This is a genomic window from Pseudomonas sp. SORGH_AS_0199 (assembly GCF_031453735.1).
Lineage (GTDB): Bacteria > Pseudomonadota > Gammaproteobacteria > Pseudomonadales > Pseudomonadaceae > Chryseomonas > Chryseomonas aestiva.
The window spans coordinates 2512684-2529975 of record NZ_JAVJAE010000001.1; the positions used below are offsets into that span (position 1 = coordinate 2512684).

15 protein-coding genes and 1 pseudogene are annotated in these 17292 nt (G+C 66.2%); 11 read left to right on the forward strand and 5 right to left on the reverse strand.

Annotated elements, in window-relative coordinates:
* Window positions 1-27: 27 nt before the first annotated feature.
* A complete protein-coding gene (locus QE444_RS11820; RefSeq protein WP_280307062.1) occupies window positions 28-1272 on the reverse strand; it encodes an acyl-CoA dehydrogenase family protein in 1245 nt (414 codons plus the stop codon).
* Between the two features lie 186 nt (window positions 1273-1458).
* On the opposite strand from QE444_RS11820, the gene QE444_RS11825 reads away from it, so the two are divergent.
* The 5 genes from QE444_RS11825 (at window position 1459) to QE444_RS11845 (ending at window position 5532) form a co-directional block, all read left to right on the forward strand.
* Window positions 1459-2463 (forward strand): ribonuclease Z, encoded by a 1005-nt coding sequence (locus QE444_RS11825; RefSeq protein WP_280307064.1) that lies wholly within the window; start codon window positions 1459-1461, stop codon window positions 2461-2463.
* Between the two features lie 102 nt (window positions 2464-2565).
* Window positions 2566-3687, forward strand: a complete 1122-nt coding sequence (locus QE444_RS11830; RefSeq protein WP_280307065.1) for a YncE family protein — start codon at window positions 2566-2568, stop codon at window positions 3685-3687.
* A 108-nt stretch (window positions 3688-3795) separates the two neighbouring features.
* Window positions 3796-4266: an MEKHLA domain-containing protein gene (locus QE444_RS11835; RefSeq protein WP_280307067.1), complete on the forward strand. Its 471-nt coding sequence runs from the start codon at window positions 3796-3798 to the stop codon at window positions 4264-4266.
* 298 nt (window positions 4267-4564) lie between these two features.
* Window positions 4565-5134: a transposase gene (locus tag QE444_RS11840; protein WP_309738679.1), complete on the forward strand. Its 570-nt coding sequence runs from the start codon at window positions 4565-4567 to the stop codon at window positions 5132-5134.
* The gene (locus tag QE444_RS11845; RefSeq protein ID WP_309738680.1) at window positions 5059-5532 is read left to right on the forward strand and encodes a transposase; all 474 of its coding nucleotides are present in this window, start codon (window positions 5059-5061) and stop codon (window positions 5530-5532) included. The genes QE444_RS11840 and QE444_RS11845 overlap by 76 nt, the downstream gene beginning before the upstream one ends.
* A gap of 111 nt (window positions 5533-5643) precedes the next feature.
* Here QE444_RS11845 and QE444_RS11850 read toward each other — a convergent pair whose 3' ends face one another.
* The 4 genes from QE444_RS11850 to QE444_RS11865 form a co-directional block, all read right to left on the reverse strand.
* Complete coding sequence (locus tag QE444_RS11850; RefSeq protein ID WP_309738683.1) at window positions 5644-6312, reverse strand: lactate utilization protein C; 669 nt, start codon at window positions 6310-6312, stop codon at window positions 5644-5646.
* A complete protein-coding gene (locus tag QE444_RS11855) occupies window positions 6309-7763 on the reverse strand; it encodes a LutB/LldF family L-lactate oxidation iron-sulfur protein (protein ID WP_309738685.1) in 1455 nt (484 codons plus the stop codon). The genes QE444_RS11850 and QE444_RS11855 overlap by 4 nt, the downstream gene beginning before the upstream one ends.
* Window positions 7760-8584, reverse strand: a complete 825-nt coding sequence (locus QE444_RS11860) for a (Fe-S)-binding protein (protein ID WP_187979009.1) — start codon at window positions 8582-8584, stop codon at window positions 7760-7762. Before QE444_RS11860 ends, QE444_RS11855 begins: the two co-directional genes overlap by 4 nt.
* A gap of 215 nt (window positions 8585-8799) precedes the next feature.
* A complete protein-coding gene (locus tag QE444_RS11865) occupies window positions 8800-10494 on the reverse strand; it encodes a lactate permease LctP family transporter (RefSeq protein ID WP_187979010.1) in 1695 nt (564 codons plus the stop codon).
* Between the two features lie 221 nt (window positions 10495-10715).
* Here QE444_RS11865 and QE444_RS11870 point away from each other — a divergent pair, with 221 nt between their 5' ends.
* From QE444_RS11870 to QE444_RS23580, 6 genes and pseudogenes are all read left to right on the forward strand, one after another.
* Window positions 10716-11483, forward strand: a complete 768-nt coding sequence (locus QE444_RS11870; protein ID WP_187979011.1) for an FCD domain-containing protein — start codon at window positions 10716-10718, stop codon at window positions 11481-11483.
* 565 nt (window positions 11484-12048) lie between these two features.
* On the forward strand, window positions 12049-12798 hold the full coding sequence (locus QE444_RS23575; protein WP_252977305.1) for a methyl-accepting chemotaxis protein: 750 nt from the start codon (window positions 12049-12051) through the stop codon (window positions 12796-12798).
* A gap of 11 nt (window positions 12799-12809) precedes the next feature.
* On the forward strand, window positions 12810-13181 hold the full coding sequence (locus QE444_RS11880; RefSeq protein WP_133859381.1) for a response regulator: 372 nt from the start codon (window positions 12810-12812) through the stop codon (window positions 13179-13181).
* Window positions 13182-13201: 20 nt separating this feature from the next.
* A complete protein-coding gene (locus QE444_RS11885) occupies window positions 13202-13507 on the forward strand; it encodes an STAS domain-containing protein (protein WP_187979012.1) in 306 nt (101 codons plus the stop codon).
* The gene (locus QE444_RS11890; RefSeq protein WP_187979013.1) at window positions 13504-15675 is read left to right on the forward strand and encodes a chemotaxis protein CheA; all 2172 of its coding nucleotides are present in this window, start codon (window positions 13504-13506) and stop codon (window positions 15673-15675) included. The genes QE444_RS11885 and QE444_RS11890 overlap by 4 nt, the downstream gene beginning before the upstream one ends.
* 44 nt (window positions 15676-15719) lie before the next feature.
* Window positions 15720-17240, forward strand: a pseudogene (locus QE444_RS23580) (MCP four helix bundle domain-containing protein); the annotation flags it as partial.
* Window positions 17241-17292: the final 52 nt, after the last annotated feature.

Consider the following 17292-nt stretch of genomic DNA (forward strand, 5'->3'; position numbering starts at 1 on the left):
CAGGGTTGCTGTTGTGCATTCAGGTGGTCAGCCCTGCTTGCTGCCGCCGCCGATCTGCCAGACGAAGGGCGGTTCGCTGCCGTCGATCTCCCAGGTGCCGACGATGCGTTCCTTGTAGATCAGCGGATTGTGCGAGGCCGCGGTGCGGGCATTGCGCCAGTGGCGATCCAGGCCCTTGCGGCTGCTAGTGGCCGACGCGCCCAAGGCATTGAAGAGGTCACTGGTGGCCCGCAGCACCAGCTCGGCGACCGCCGATTGCGCCTGGGCCGATTCCAGTTCCGCCGCCACGTTGGCGGCGTGCTCGGCGGCGGCATCCCCAGCATAGCGGGCCTCGAAAGCGACCTGGGCCGCGGCGGCGGCTGCCAGGGTCGCGGCTTCGGCGGCATAGACGAAGGCCGAGGCCCTGCCCACCACCTGCTGCACCTGGGGATCGGCACTGGCCGCATTGGCGTTGCCATGGCTGTAGACCCGGGTGCGCCCCCGTACTTCGGCAGCGAATTCGCGCACGGCCGCCTGGCCGCTGCCGGTGATCACGGCCAGTAGCACCAGCTGGTAGAAGGCGGTCTGGTATTTGAAGCGGGTGGCGAAGTCGATGACATTTTCCGGCGCCACGCGCACGTTTTCGAACATCGAGGTGCCACTGGCGGTGGTGCGCTGGCCGAAGCCGTCCCAGTCGTCGGACTGGCGCACACCCGGCTGGTCGGTGCGGATGGCGGCGATGACGTCGTCGCCGGTGTCGTCGCGCTGGGCGTAGACGTCGATCCAGTCGGCAAACAGGCTGCCGGTGCTGTAGTACTTGGTGCCGTTGAGACGCCACTCACCGTCCTGCTGGCTGACCCGGGTGATGACCTCGCCGAGCCTGACGGTACCGATCTCGGTCCAGGCGTTGCCCACCAGGTCACCGGCGACGAAGCGCTCGAACCAGACCTGTTGGGAAGCGCTGGCATGGGCGTTGAGGCGATCCTCGACAAAGGCGAAGTGGCCGCGCAGCGCCTGGGGCAGATTGCTGTCGGCGGCTGCCAGTTCGATCAGCAGCCGTACCAGTTGCGGCAGGCTGGCACCGCTGCCGCCGAACTCCACGGGCACCCGCACGGCGCCGAAGCCGGCGTCCTTGAGCCAGGCGACGGGCGCATAGGGCAGGGTGCGCTGGCGTTCGCGTTCCAGGGCGCCTTCGGCGATCCGGGCAAAAAGCGGCCGAAAGCGCGCGGCCAGCTGTTCGTAGTCGGGGCTGGGCGCAGGGGTGGGCGGCAGGTGGCGAGCGGGCAGGTTCATGGTGATCCTCAGCGTTTGGAAGGTCGACGCCAGAGGCTTTGCAAGAGCGTTGCCAGGACCTGAAAGGCCGCTTTTTCGGGGTTTGCCGGGCATGGACTGCCTGGCCGGCAGCAGGAGTGCCTGGCCGCTGTTGCCCGGGCGACAGCGAGTCGGCCACGCTAGACTGGCGTTTTGTCTGGAGTCCCCATGGACCTCTTGTTTCTCGGCACCTCGGCCGGGGTGCCGACCCGGCGGCGCAACGTCTCGGCCCTTGCCCTGATCGAGGACCAGGGCAAGGGCTGGTTTCTCGTCGATTGCGGCGAGGCCACCCAGCACCAGCTGCTGCGCACCCCGCTGTCGGCGGCGGATCTGCGCGCCATCTGCATCACCCATGTCCACGGCGACCACTGCTATGGCCTGCCAGGGCTGCTGGCCAGTGCCGCCATGACCGGACGCCGCCAGCCACTGCTGCTGATCGCACCCCAGGCGGTCCATGACTGGCTCGCCGCCACCCGGATGCTGACCGCGCTGCACCTGCCTTTCGAGCTGCGCTTCCATGCCCTGGAGGGTTTTACCGGCGTTGCCGTGGGCGCCTGGGATATCGACGCCTTCGCGCTCTCCCACCGGGTGCCCAGCCATGCCTTTCGCTTCCGCGAGACCCGTCGGCCGCAGCGCCTCGATCCCGCGGCCCTGGCGGCGGCCCAGGTGCCGCGCGGGCCGCTGTGGGGCCGGCTGCATGGCGGCGAGGACGTGCTGCACGAAGGCCGCCTGCTGCGCAGCGCCGACTTCCTGCAGGCGGCCCATGGCGAGCGGCGGCTGGTGGTGGCGGGAGACAACGACGATCCCGCCTTGCTGACGGAGGCCTGCCGGGGCGCTCAGCTGCTGGTCCATGAAGCCACCTACGCCCAGGCGCAGATCGACAAGACCGGGCAGAGCTGGGGCCACAGCAGCGCGGCCGGCATCGCTCGTTTCGCCGAGGCGCAGGCGCTGCCGGCCCTGCTGCTCACTCATTTCAGTCCGCGCTATCAGGCCGAGGCGGTGCGTTCGCCGTCCATCGACGAGCTGCGTCGGGAAGCCGCGGCCTGCTATGGCGGCCATCTGCAGCTGGCCGAGGATTTCGCGCGCTTTCGCCTGGATCGTCACGGCCGGCTGAAAGCCCTGGACCAGAGCGGCGGGGCAGGGGATGGCGAACCGCAGCAGGAAAGAGGCTGAAACGCTTCGGTCTTGTCTGACCTGTTCTCCTTGGGCATAGTGCGAACGTTTATCATTTCAGGATCCTTTCGATCCCTCGCACCTCGTCCCTAGGAGAAGCAAATGGCGGTGTCTTTCAACAAGGTCTCGACGCTGGGCGCCATGGCGCTACTGTCCCTGGCAGTGGCAGCCTGTTCCAGCCGCCCGGAGGCACCGATGCCACCGCCGCCCGCGCCGACGCCTGTCGCCGCGCAGCCCGCCGCGCCCCAGGCGCCGGCCGAACTCAAGCGCATCGAGCTGGGCTACGGCGTCTACGAGCTGGCCTACAGCCCGGCCAAGCAGTCGGTCTATGCGGCGACTGCCCAGTTGACCAAGGGCGTCACCGGCGGGGTGATCTACCAGCTGGATCCGGCCACCCTGGCCATCACTGGCCAGATCCACACCGACCTGAAGAACTTCGCCCTGACCACCGATGCCAGCGGCGAGACGCTATTCGTCACCAACTCCCTGGACGGCGGCCTCAGCCGCATCGACCTGCGTACCGGCAAGGTGGAGAAACGGCTGAAATTCAACGAGATGGGTCGTGACGGCCATCCGGTCAATCCGCGCCAGGTCATCCTGCATGACGGCCTGCTGTATGTCGGCGGTGTCGGCGATCCGGGGGTGATCTGGGTGGTGGACGCCAAGACGCTGACCCTCAAGGCGCGCATTCCCAATGCCGGCAAGTGGGTGACCGGCCTGCTGTATTCCGAGGACACCGGGCGCCTCTATGCGGCCAACGGCAGTGGGGAAGTGCTGGTGATCAATCCGCGCACCCGCAAGATCGAACACCGCTGGACCCCGGGTGACGGTGGCAAGTACCTGCTGCTGAACCTGGCCGAGGATCGCGCGAACCACCAGCTGTTCGTCACCGACAATTCCGAGGCCAAGACCGTGCTGGTCTTCGATATCCGCAGCGGCAAGGTAATCAAGCGCCTGCCGGTGGGTGACGCCCTGGCCATCAAGCTCAATACCAAACGCAATGAGCTGTACATCACCCAGCGCGAGACCGGTCGGCTGCTGATCCTCGACGCCACCACCTACGCCGAGAAAAAGGCCTACGACCTCAAGCCCAATCCCAACAGCCTGCTGGTCAGCCCGGATGGCCAGACGCTGTATGCGACGGTGAAGACGCCCTTCGACAAGGAATACATGAACACCGCACCGGAAAGCGTGGTGCGCATCGACCTCTCCGCGGTGAAGTAAACCACGCCGCCCTGGCTGCTGCAGCGTCCTGCTGCGGTGGCCCCGGGCTTCCCAAGCCCGCCGGCTTGCTCTTGAATGCGTGGGTCCCACCACCCAGGAGCCGCCACCTTGTCCGCGACCGATCTCAGCCTGCTTCCGCTGCTGGAAGCCTCTTATCGTCACTGGCTCGGCCAGCCGCTGCCGCGTCCTGCGGGATTACTTGCGGCCGACGTTCCTGCCTGGCTGCATGAGCGGGCACCCTATGCCCTGCTGGCGCACGGTACCGAAGCCGATCCGCTGTTCTGCTATGCCAACCGGCAGGCCTTAAGCTGCTTCGGCTATCCCCGCGCCGAATTCATCGGCATGCCCTCCAGGTTCAGCGCCTCACCCAAGGACAGGGACGAGCGCCAGCGCCTGATGGAAGCGGTGGGGCGCCAGGGTTATGCCTGTGGCTATGAGGGCTGGCGGATCGATCGAGACGGTGAGGCCTTCCAGATCCATGCCGGCGTGGTGTGGAATCTGCTTGATGTCGACGGACAGCGGTTGGGGCAGGCCGCGTTGTTCTGGCCGGACCCGCAGCGGATTGGGCAGCTGGAATGAGGTAGAGATCGTTGGGCTCGGCTGCGCTCGGAAGATCGGCGAATTCGTGGACAAGGCTGCGCCGTTTTCCACCCTTGTATCTCGACGACAGCCTCCTCAGGGGGCATAGTCCCCGACTGATCATCGGGGGAGGATGGCAGGCCGTGTCCACCCTTAAGCCTTTGAGCTTGCAACGTAGATAGGCTGCCTCCTCCACACCCATCCCCGAGTCCGAACGGTATCTAGAGCCTCCAGAGCTCGTATTGCACAAGGTTGGACGGGATGACGTGATTGTGTCGCATCTGAAGGAGGAGACATCATGGCCGTAATCGGTGTTGATATCGCCAAGCGCAGCTTCGATCTGGCGGTCCTGCAATCCAATGGCAAGCACCGGACCAAGGGCAGGCTGAGCAACGATCCGTCAGGCTTCGCGGTCTTTGCCGACTGGCTGCAACAGCATGCCGAGCCAGGCGCTTGGATCGTGATGGAGGCCACGGGCACCTATCACGAAGCGCTCGCCGAGCATTTCCATGCGCTGGGCTACCGAATCGCCGTGCTCAATCCGGCACAGATCGCTCGCTATGCGCAAAGCCAGTTGCAGCGCAGCAAGACGGACAAACTCGACGCCAAGCTGATCGCCACCTATGGCCAGCGGCATGAAGACAGCCTGCGGGCCTGGCACCCCGAGCCTGTGTCCATCCGCACGCTTCGCGCGCTGACCCGGCGCCTGGAGGATCTCCAATCGCTACGGCAGATGGAACTCAATCGGCTCGAGGTCAGCCCGGAAAAGTCCAAAACTCGATTCGAGCGGTCGTGCAGCGGCTCGATGAGCAGATCGCCTGGACGCTCGAACAGATCAAACGGCATATCGACGATGACCCGGACCTGAGCGGCAAACGTGATCTGCTGGTGAGCATAGACGGCATCGCCGACAAGACCGCCGCCCTGATCCTGGCGGAGCTCGGCGATATCGGTCGCTTCGCCGATGCCCGCGCCGTGACCGCCTTTGCCGGTTTGAACCCACGCCTACAGGAATCAGGTCTTTACCGCGGCCATACCGGCATCTCGCGCATGGGATCGGTCCGCTTACGAAGTGCGCTATACCTACCCGCCGTCGTGGCGCTGACCTACAACCCGGCTATCAAGGCGCAAGCCGAGCGTCTGAAAACCAGAGGGAAGAAAGGTAAACAAACCGTCTGCGCCGCCATGCGCAAGCTGCTGACCATCGCCTATGGCGTGCTCAAATCGGGCAAGCCTTTCGACCCTGCTTTAGCGATTGCACACTGAGGGGCGAAGACGGTATCTACGCCTAGTCTGACGTCGTAGGGTGGAAAACCGCGCAGCGTTTTCCACGCGAGGGTAATGCCAGGCTATCCCGACTCATCCCGGTCGGATGCTTCACTCGTCCTCGACGATCAGCACCACCAGATCCTTGGGCCCGTGGGCGCCATACGCCAGTACCTGCTCGATGTCGGCGGTCTTGGACGGCCCGGAGATCAGCAGGGCATTGGTCGGCATGCCGTCCTGCCAGCGGTGCTGTTGCTGCAACTCGTAGAAGTTGTCCACCACGGTGCTGGCCCTGAGCAGGGCGATGTGCAGCGGGGGCACCAGGCTCATCAGGCGCGGTTCCTGACGATCCGGCCAGAGCACCAGGCTGCCGGTGGAGGCCAGGGCGCCAAGAGTGCCGGTGAGGCTGGCCGGGGTGTCGTTGAACAGTTCGGCCTTCCACTCTTCCACGGGGCGATCGTAGGCCTTCCAGCGCGGTGAGCCGTCGCCCTGCCAGCGCTCCACCAGGCACGCACCGTGGGGCGTGCCGGGAGCGATCAATAGCTGATCCAGACCCCGTTCGGCGAGAACGCGCTCGACCAGCGCCGGCCAGTCCGCCGCGGTGGTCAGGTGGGTTTCGGTATGCACCGTCTCCATCAGGGTGCGCAGGCGGGCGACGCGCTCCGCAGGTGGATAGCGCCAGGGTTCGGTCACCAGGGCTTCGTCGAAGGTGTCCGCCAGCGGCTGGGTGCCCTGCAGACTGCCGCGCAGCTTGGCGAGGATGTTGTCGCGGGCGCTCATGGGCGTTTCTCCAGGTGGTCGCGGGCCAGTTCGTGCAGCGAGCGCGCTGCCGGCCTGGGTGCGCTGTGGTGCTCCGTCCAGGGGCCGAGCTGGCCGGGGGTGAAGCGGCCGAAGCGGGTGGCCAGGTAGCTGAAGCCGCGATAGAGCAGCGGCGAGGTGTAGAGATTCTGCCAGGCATGCCAGGTCCAGCGCTCCCGGGCGGAGAACTTGCTGCCCTGGCCGCGCAGCAGGTGCGGCTCGGCATTGGGCGCCTTGACGTTCTCTTCGCGCAGGCGCCGCAAGAGCGCCGGAATCGGGATCTTGACCGGGCAGACTTCACCACAGGCGCCGCACAGCGAGGAGGCGCTGGGGTGGTCGGGCGCCTGCTCCAGGCCGACCAGGTGGGGGGTGATGATGGCGCCGATGGGGCCGGGATAGACCTCGCCATAGGCATGGCCGCCGATGCGGGTATAGACCGGGCAGTGATTCATGCAGGCGCCGCAGCGGATGCAGTTGAGGGTCTGGCGCAATTCGCTGTCGGCGAAGGCCTGGCTGCGGCCGTTGTCCAGCAGCACCAGGTGCACCTCGCGCGGTCCGTCCAGCTCCTCGGCCTTGCGCGGCCCGGAGATCATGTTGACGTAGGTGGTGATCGGCTGGCCCAGGGCCGAACGGGTCAGCAGCGACAGCAGCGGTACCACGTCGCGCAGGTTCTCCACCACCTTTTCGATACCGGTCACGGCGATGTGCACCGGCGGTACCGTGGTGGACATCCGCCCGTTGCCCTCGTTTTCCACCAGCAGCAGGGTACCGGTCTCGGCCACGGCGAAGTTGACCCCGGAGATGCCGATGTCGGCCTCGAAGAATTTCTGCCGCAGCACCCGCCGACCGGTCTGGATGAGTTCGTCGACGTCGGTGGTGTAGGGCTCGGCGAGGTGCTCGTGGAAGAGGGTGCCCACCTGCTGCCGGTTGAGGTGGATGGCCGGCATGATGATGTGCGACGGCTTCTCGCCGGCGAGCTGGATGATGTACTCGCCCATGTCCGATTCCAGGCAGTCGATGCCCTGGGCGCCGAGCACGTGGTTCATGTCCATTTCTTCGCTGACCATGGACTTGCCCTTGATCAGCAGTTTGGCCGCATGGCGCTCGGCGATCTGCTGGACGATGGCATTGGCCTCGGCCGTGGTCTCGGCCCAGTGCACCTGGACGCCATTGCGCTTGAGGTTGGCTTCCAGGCGTTCCAGCAGCTCCGGCAGCTTGGACAGTGCCCGGGCGCGGGTGCGATTGCCCAGTTCGCGCAGGCGCTCGCGCTCGTCGGCATCGCTCATGCTGGCCAGGCGCTTGGTCATCAGCGAATCCATGGCCGTGCGGAAGTTGCGTCTGAGCTGGTCGTCGCCCAGGGCCTGGCGGGCGCGCGTCTTGAAGGGGGGCGCCGCGTTGATGTCGGTGAGGGGGATCTTCAGCATCTCGTTCATACGGCACCTCCGATACGGCGCCAGAGAAAGCTCGCCAGGTGTTCGCCACGCAGGGCAGCGCGCTGCTTTTCCAGGGCGCCGTTGATATTCATCAGGCAACCGCAGTCGGCGGTGAGCACCTGGGCCGCACCGCTGTCCTGCAGGGCACGGGTCTTGTCCGCCACCATGGCGCCGGAGATGTCCGGCATGCGTACCGAGAAGGTGCCGCCAAAACCGCAGCATTCGCTCTCGTGGTCATGGTCGACGCGCTCCACGGCCTGCAGCTGGCCGAGCAGGGCGCGGCCGTGCAGGTGGGTCTGCATCTCGCGGCGGGCGCTGCAGGAGGTGTGCAGCGCCACCTTGGTCGGGGCGCCGCGATCCTGGTAGTCGACCTGGCAGACGTGCAGCAGGAATTCCGCCAGTTCGTAGGTGCGCTCGGCCAGATCCCTTACCTGCCGCAGGGTGTCAGGCTCGTCGGCGAACAGCTCGGCGTAGTGATGGCGCAGCATCCCGGCGCAGGAGCCGGAGGGCACCACCACCGGCCAGGGCTCGGCGAACAGCGCCAACTGGGTGCGGGCCACGGCACGGGCTTCCTCGGTGTAGCCCGAGGTGTAGGCGGGCTGACCACAGCAGCTCTGCGCCTGGGGGAAATGCACGCGGATGCCTTCGCGCTCCAGCAGGCGGATGCTGTCCATGCCGGCTTCGGGATAGAAGAGGTCCACCACGCAGGTGCCGAACAGATAGACCTGGGTCGGTTTCTGCGGCGGATAGGTCCGCGGCGGCGCCAGCGGTGGCGCGGTGCGGGTGGCGTTGGGGGCGGCGTTGTGGAAGAGGTCGTTCATTAGGCTACTCCGGGTTGGCCCGGTTAAAAGAGAGCCTTTTCATAATCTGCTGCGCGTCGGCCAAACCGCGTTGAAAAGGCCTTCGGAATGCTCATTTACCACTCGTAAACTCCGCTTCCTCAGGCCTTTTCGCCTTGTTTGTCTCTAGCTCGCGAGATCATGAAAAGGCTCCAGAAGACCGGCGGCGACCTGGGTCGCCGCCGGGAAACGCACGATCAGTGCACCAGCATGCCGGTGAACACATAGGCCTGCGCCAGGGTGATCAAGCCGACCAGCACGGCGAAGCCGATGCTGTGCCGTACGGTGAAACGGAACAGGTCGGACTCCTTGCCCACCATGCCGGTGGCGGCGCAGGCCACGGCGATGGATTGCGGCGAGATCATCTTGCCGGTCACGCCGCCGGAGCTGTTGGCCGCCACCAGCAGGGTGTCGGAAACGCCGATCTGGTGCGCGGTGGTCGCCTGCAGCGAGCCGAACAGGGCATTGGACGAGGTATCCGAACCGGTCAGGAATACCCCTAGCCAGCCCAGCAGCGGCGAGAAGAAGGGGAACAGCGCGCCGGTACCGGCCAGCAGCAGGGCCAGGGTGGTGGACATGCCCGAGTAGTTGACGACGAAGGCGAAGGCCAGCACCAGGCCGATCGACAGGATCGGCTTGCGCAACTCCACCAGGGTTTCCCTGAACACGCCCAGGGCGGTCGAGGGCTTGATGCGGAAGATGGCCATGGAGATCAGCGCCGAGATCAGGATGGCGGTGCCCGACGCCGACAGCAGGTCGAGCTTGTAGACCGCCGGCATTGGCGTCGGCGTGGCTACGATCGGCAGCGTCTTGAGCACCAGCTTGTCCAGGTAGGGCACCGGTACGTTGATCACGAGGGCATAGAGGGCGCCGCCGGTGGCGAACAGCGCCTTGAAGGCCTTGGTGGTCCAGATCGTGACGACCACGGTCAGGATCAGGAACGGCGACCAGGCCTTGATCACGGTACCCAGGGGATGCTCAGGAGGCAGCCGGCCGCCGCCGCCGAAGCCGGTCCCGCCACCCAGCATGGCGGCGCCGCCGCCACTGACCACGGCAGTGGCGCCTGCGGTGGCCTGCTGCGGCTGGCGCAGCTTGAGGTAGGCGGTGAGGGCGATCATGGCGGCCAGCGACGAGGTGATGTCGGGCAGTTCCGGGCCGATGAAGTTGGAGGTCAGGTACTGGAACACGGCGAAGGTGCCGCCGCAGATCAGCGCCGGCTTCCAGGTTTCCCGCAGCCCGCGCATGCCGTCCATCATGAACATCAGCCACAGCGGCACCAGCAGCGACAGCAGCGGCAGCTGGCGACCGGTCATGGCGCCGATCTTGAAGGCGTCGATACCGGTCACCTGCCCGGCGACGATGGTCGGGATGCCCAGGGCGCCAAAGGCCACCGGCGCAGTGTTGGCGATCAGGCAGAGCCCGGCCGCCTTCAGCGGATTGTGGCCGAGGCCCACCAGCAGGGCGGCGGTGATGGCCACCGGTGCGCCGAAGCCGGCCGCACCCTCCAGGAAGGCGCCAAAGCAGAAGCCGATCAGCAGCACCTGCAGGCGCTGGTCGTCGGTGATGGACAGCACCGAGCTGCGGATGATGTCGAACTGCCCGCACTTGACCGTCAGCTTGTAGAGGAACACCGCCGTGACGATGATCCAGGCGATGGGCCAGAGGCCATAGAGGAAACCGTAGCCGGCCGAGGCCAGCGCCTTGTCCACCGGCATGCGATAGACGAACAGCGCGATGAGCAGGGCGATCGCCAGGGTGATGGCGCCCGCCACATGGCCCTTGAGCCTCAGACCGGCGAGCGCGACGAAGAAGAACAGAATGGGCAGGGCGGCGACGAAGGCCGAAAGGCCCAGGCTGCCCAGGGGGAGATAGATCTGTTGCCAGGTATCCATCGGGTGCTCCTTGATTGTTTTTGTAGGGAGGCGGCAGGACGGGGTTGCACAAGATCGCGACCTGTGGCAAAAATTGGTAATACCAATTTACAAGAGCGACTTCACGCACGTTAAGCGGGGTCTTTGCCTCTGTCAAACCCCTTGATGTGCGACTTTCGTCGGCCAGTACCGCCCGGCTGGCGGACGTCCGCCATCGTCCGCGGCATTTTTCGAGGTTTTTCATGGGGTTCGAACCGGTCAAGCAACGTCGTCTGTCGGACGACATCGTCAAGCACCTGGAGGCGCTGATCGCCGAAGGCTCTCTGCGACCTGGCGAGCGCCTGCCGGCCGAGCGGGTGCTGGCCGAGCGCTTCGGGGTATCGCGACCCTCGCTGCGCGAAGCCATCCAGAAGCTGATCGCGCGCGGCCTGCTGCTCAGCCGGCAGGGCGGTGGCACCTATGTCACCGAGGCGCTCAACAGTGCCTTCACCGATCCCCTGCTACCGTTGCTGGAAAGCCGCGAGGAAACCCGCCGCGATCTGCTGGAGTTTCGCCACACCCTGGAAAGCGCCTGTGCCTATTACGCCGCCCAGCGCGCCACCGAGCCGGACCTGGCGCGGCTGACCCTGGCCTGGGAACGCCTGGAAGACTGCTACCGGCGGCGCGAGACCCTGACCCGGGAAGAGGAGGGCGAGGCCGATGCGGCCTTTCACCTGGCCATCGCCGAGGCCAGTCACAACGCCGTCTACCTGCACAGCATCCGCAGCCTGTTCGAATTGCTGCGCCATCACATGGTGACCAATATCGGCGGCATGCAGGCGCAGCGGGGCGAAACCCGCGAGCGCCTGCTGGAACAGCACCGGTCGCTCTACCAGGCGATTGTCGCGGGTGAAGCGGAAACGGCGCGCGAGGCCGCGAGTCGTCATCTGGGCTATGTGCGGGAGGTTCTGGAGGAGGCCGGCGCCATGGCAGGCCGTCTAGCACGGGCCAAACGGCGCGATGAGCTCTAGAAAAATCTGGCGGAAAACATCATGATGTCATTATGCTAGTAGCATAAGTTGAGCGTCCGCGGCTAAAGTTTAGCGTTCCAGAGCTGATAACCCGGTCACACCTTCCCGCCTTCGCTGGCGTCTAGACCGGTACCCTCCTGTGGAACACGCCTCTTCTTCGCCCTCGCTCGTCGACTTTACCTTCACCCCTGCATTGCTCGGTGCCTGCGGTACCGGCGCGATCCTGTTCGTGGGCGGCGTGACGTCGACCACCCTGGCGCTGAGTGCCACCCAGGTGGTGCTCGCCGCCGGTCTGGGCTTCTGGCAGCTGCGTCGCGCCCAGGCGCGCCACGCCGAGCGCGCCGCCGACCTGGCCGTGAGCCAGAGCCCGGCCAGCGGTCGGGACGAGGCACTCGAAGCCCTCTGCGTGGCGGTACTGCCGGTATGGTCCGAGCAGATCGAAGCGGCGCGGGCCCACACCGAGCAGGAAATCGTCAGCCTGACCAGTCGCTTCGCCGAACTGGCCGACCGCATCCACAGCGTCGCCGGCGCCGATCATGGCGGTGGCGATCGCCTGGTCAATCTCATGGCCAGCAGCCAGAACCAGCTCGACGGCATCCTGCACTCGCTGCGCGAGGCGCTGTCGAGCAAGGGCGCGCTGCTGGACGAGGTCAACGGCCTGGCCGGTCTGACCGAACAACTCAAGAGCATGGCCAAGGACGTCGGCGACGTGGCGCGCCAGACCAACCTGCTGGCCCTCAATGCCGCCATCGAAGCCGCCCGGGCCGGTGAAGCCGGGCGCGGTTTCGCGGTGGTCGCCGACGAGGTGCGCAAGCTTTCCACCCTGTCCGGCGATACCGGACAGAAGATCGGCGAAACCGTGGAAACGGTGAACGGCGCCATTGCCCGCACCCTGGAACTGTCCCAGCTCCACGCCGAACGCGACACCGGCACCCTGAACCAGTCCGGCGAGACCATCGAGCAGGTCATCGGCGCCTTTGGCGGCACCACCCGTGACGTGGTCGAGCGCAGCGATGCCCTGGCCGACAACGCCGCGGCCGTGGGCGGCGCCATTGCCGAGGTGCTGGTCGCCCTGCAATTCCAGGATCGCGTCAGCCAGATGCTCGGCCACATCCGTGACGACCAGGCGCGCCTCGAGCGCCTGGTGATCGACCGTCGCACCCTGGCTGCCAGCGGTCAGCCGCTGCCGACCCTCGACACCCGTGGCTGGCTCGCCGAGCTGGCCCGCACCTACACCATGGCCGAGCAGGTCGCCGTGCACCACGGCAAGCGACCGGCCGCCGCCGCTGCCGAATCCGATATCACGTTCTTTTAAGGAAAGCTGTCATGAGCAACAAGACCATTCTGATCGTCGACGACTCCATCTCCATCCGCCAGGTGGTGTCCATGACCCTGAAAAGCGCGGGCTATGACGTCATCGAAGGCTGCGACGGCCGCGATGCCCTGACCAAGCTGGACGGTCGCAAGGTGCACCTGATCATCAGCGACGTGAACATGCCCAACATGGACGGCATCACCTTCGTCACCGCGGCCAAGAAGCTGCCGGCCTACCGGTTCACCCCGGTGATCATGCTCACCACCGAATCCGATGCCGCCAAGAAGGCCGCCGGCCAGGCCGCCGGTGCCAAAGCCTGGATGGTCAAGCCGTTCCAGCCGGCGCAGATGCTGGCGGCGGTTTCCAAGCTGATCATGCCCTGATGGCCCTGGAGGCTGCCCCCATGAACGATGCCGTTCGTACCCGCTTGCCCATTACCGGGCCGCTGACCATCTACACCGCGGCCGACAGCAAGCCGCTGCTGATGGAGCCCCTGACCGCCGGGGTCACCGTGGCGCTGGAACTGGCCGAGGTCGATGAATTCGATTCGGCCGGGCTGCAGTTGCTGCTGCTGGCCCACCGGGAGGCGCAGCGTTTGGGCGGCAGCCTGGAGCTGGTCGATCCCAGCCCCGCCGTCACCGAACTGCTGGAGCTGGCAGGTCTTGCCGACTTCTTTACCGCGGCCGCCGCGGAAGGTGTTGCCGCATGAACATGGACGAGATTCTCAAGACCTTCATCGCCGAGAGCGAGGAATTGCTGCAGCAGATGGAAGCCGCGCTGCTGCAGATCGAGCAGGCACCGGATGATGTCGAGCTGATCAATGCCATCTTCCGCGCCGCCCACACCATCAAGGGTTCGGCCGGTCTGTTCGGTCTGGACCATGTGGTGGCCTTCACCCATGTCGCCGAAAGCGTACTCGACCGGATCCGCAGCAACGAGCTGGCCTTCGACGAGACCCTGTCGGCGCTGTTCCTTGAGGTCTGCGACCACCTCAACGGCCTGATCGCCCGGGTGTCGTCCGGCAGCGAGCCGGAGCCCGACTTCCAGGCCGCCGGCGCCGTGCTGGTGCAGCGCCTGGAGCACTATCTGCAGCCGAGCGCCAAGGCGGCCCAGCCGGTCGCTGCCGCCCGTACCCTGGCGGCACCGGTCGATGGCGTGGCCGCCGGCCACTGGCACCTGTCGCTGCGCTTCGGTCCGGACATGCTGCGCAACGGCATGGATCCGCTGGCCTTCGTCCGCTACCTCAACAGCTTTGGCCGCATCGTCAACATCGTCACCCTGACCGATGCCATCCCGGCCGCAGCGGACATGGATCCGGAGACCTGCTACCTGGGCTTCGAGGTCGCCTTCGACAGCGACGCCGACAAGGCGACCATCGAGGCGGCCTTCGAATTCGTCCGCGAAGACAGCCAGATCCGCATCCTGCCGCCGCACAGCCGCAGCAGCGACTACTGCCAGCTGATCGACGACCTGGCCGAGGAAGACCTGCGCCTGGGCGAGATCCTGGTGCGCTGCGGCACCCTGACCGCCACCGAGCTGGACGAGGTGCTGCGCCGCCAGGCCGATCCGGCCACCCCGCGCCAGCCTATTGGCGAAGCCCTGGTGGAAGCCCAGCTGGTCAATCCGCCGGTGGTGGATGCGGCCCTGAACAAGCAGCGCAAGATCAAGGAGCAGCGCGCGCCGGCGGGCGAAGGCCAGTTGATCCGCATCGACGCCACCAAACTCGACCAACTGATCGACCTCATCGGTGAGCTGATCATCGCCGGTGCCGGGACCCAGCTGATCGCCCAGCAGAGCGGCCTGGCGGCCCTGGTGGAATCCACCGGGGTGCTGTCGCGCCTGGTGGAAGAGGTGCGGGACACCGCCCTGACCCTGCGCATGGTGCAGATCGGTACCACCTTCAACCGCTTCCAGCGGGTGGTCCGCGACGTCTCCAAGGAAATCGGCAAGGACATTGCCCTGCGCATCAGCGGTGGCGAGACCGAACTGGACAAGACCGTGGTGGAAAAGATCGGTGATCCGCTGACCCACCTGATCCGCAACGCCATGGACCACGGCATCGAATCCGCCGAGCTGCGCCTGGCGCGTGGCAAGCCGGCCCAGGGCACCGTGGGGCTGAACGCCTATCACGAGGCCAGCAGCATCGTCATCCAGGTCACCGACGACGGTGGCGGTCTGTCGCGCGAGCGCATCCTGCGCAAGGCGACCGAGCGCGGCCTGATCGCCGAAGGCCAGGTGCTGGCCGACAAGGACGTGTTCAACCTGATCTTCGAACCGGGTTTCTCCACCGCCGAGCAGATCAGCAACCTGTCCGGTCGCGGCGTCGGCATGGACGTGGTGAAAAAGAACATCACCGCCCTGCGCGGCAGCGTCGACCTCACCAGCGAGGAGGGCCGCGGCACCACGGTGACCATCCGCCTGCCGCTGACCCTGGCGATCATCGACGGCTTCCTCATCGGCGTCGGCAAGGCCACCTACGTGGTGCCCCTGGAAGCGGTGGAGGAGTGCATCGAGCTGACCGAGGCGGCCAGTGTCCAGGCCAACGGCAACGACTACCTCGACCTGCGCGGCGAGGTGCTGCCGGTGCTGCGCCTGCGCCAGCTGTTCACCATCGAGGAAGCCCCGCCGCGGCGGCAGAACGTGGTGGTGGTGCGCTATGCCGGCCAGCGCGCCGGCCTGGTGGTCGATCAGCTGCTCGGCGAATTCCAGACCGTGATCAAGCCGCTCGGTCCGCTGTTCGGCCACAACCGCAGCCTCGGTGGTTTCACCATCCTGGGTACCGGTGCCGTGGCGCTGATCCTCAACGTGCCCGGCCTGATTGGCGAAGCCGCGTCCACCGGCACCGCTGCTCCAGTCCTCGCACCCGTGCTGGCCTAACTGAACCGACCCGACTTGACCTGACCGACAAGGATTTAGAGTCCATGACCGTTACCAAACGCATGTCCCTGCTGGTCCTCTCCGCGCTGCTGGGGATCATTCTCCTGGCAGGGCTGGCCTACTACCAATTGCACCAGGTCTTCGAACGGGCCAATTTCGGCAACAACGATACCGTGCCGGCCATTCTGGGCATCGACGCCGTCGACGCCCATTCCGCCGATGTCATCACCAACATCTATCGCCATCTCGCCGCCGACGGTGATGCCGCCACCCAGAAGGCCGAAAAGGAACTCAGCGAATCGCAGCGGCTGACCGATGAGGCGCTCAAGGCTTACGAGGGGCAGATCTCCGACGACACCGACAAGCGTCTATGGGAAGACGACAGGCAGGCGATCGCCGCGCTCAACCAGCTCGCGGCCAAGGTGATCCCGCTGTCGCGCGCCAGCCAGGATGACGAGGTCAAGCGGCTGCTGGGCGAAAACCAGGAGATCATCACCCACGTGGGTGATGTTCTCGACGCCCATCGCCTCTATAACCAGAAGCTGGGAACCGAGCAGTCCAACCTGGCGGAGGGCACGCTCAATCAGGCCACGCTGCTGTCGGTCGGCATCTCCGTGGCCACCCTGCTACTGATCGGCCTGCTCGGCTTCTTCATCACCCGCAACCTGCTGCGTCAGCTCGGCGGCGAGCCGGCCGAGGTGGCCAAGGTCGCCAACCGCACCGCCGCGGGCGACCTGCCCGACGATCTGCAGCTGCGCGCCGGCGACGATTCCAGCCTGATGGCCGCCATGCAGCGCATGGTGGTGACCCTGCGCGGTCTGGTGCAGGAGATGAGCACCATGGCCAGCGAGCATGATCGCGGCGAGACCGACAAACGCATCCCGCTGGAGCGCTTCCAGGGCACCTTCCGCAACGTCGCCGAAGGCGTCAACGCCATGGTCGCCGGTCACCTGAGCGATTCGGCCAAGGCCATGGCCTGCGTCAAAAGCTTCGGCGAAGGCGATCTGGCCGCGCCGCTGGAGCGTTTCCCCGGCAGGAAGGCGGTGATCAACGACAACCTTGAGCAGGTGCGCGACAACATCCAGCTGCTGGTCGCGGAGATGGTGCAGCTGTCCGCCGCCCATGATCGCGGCGAGACCGATGCCCGCATTCCCGTCGAGCGCTTCCAGGGCACCTTCCGCGGCATGGCCGAAGGCGTCAACGCCATGGTCGCCGGCCACCTGAGCGATTCGGCAAAGGCCATGGCCTGCGTCAAGCGCTTCGGCGAAGGCGATCTGTCGGTGGCGCTGGAACGCTTCCCCGGCCAGAAGGCGGTGATCAACGACAACCTCGAACAGGTCCGCGGCAACATCCAGCGCCTGGTCGAAGACGCCAATCTGCTGAGCCAGGCGGCCATGGCCGGTCGTCTCGACACCCGCGCCGATGCCAGTGCCCACCAGGGCGATTTCCGCCGCATCGTCGCCGGCATCAATGGCACCCTCGACGCCATCGTGGCGCCGGTCAACGAAGCCATGGGCGTGATGGCCGGGCTCTCCCAGGGCGACCTGAGCCGCACCGTACGCGGTGACTACCAGGGGCAGTTGCTGGAGCTCAAGGAGTCGATCAACGGCACCGTGG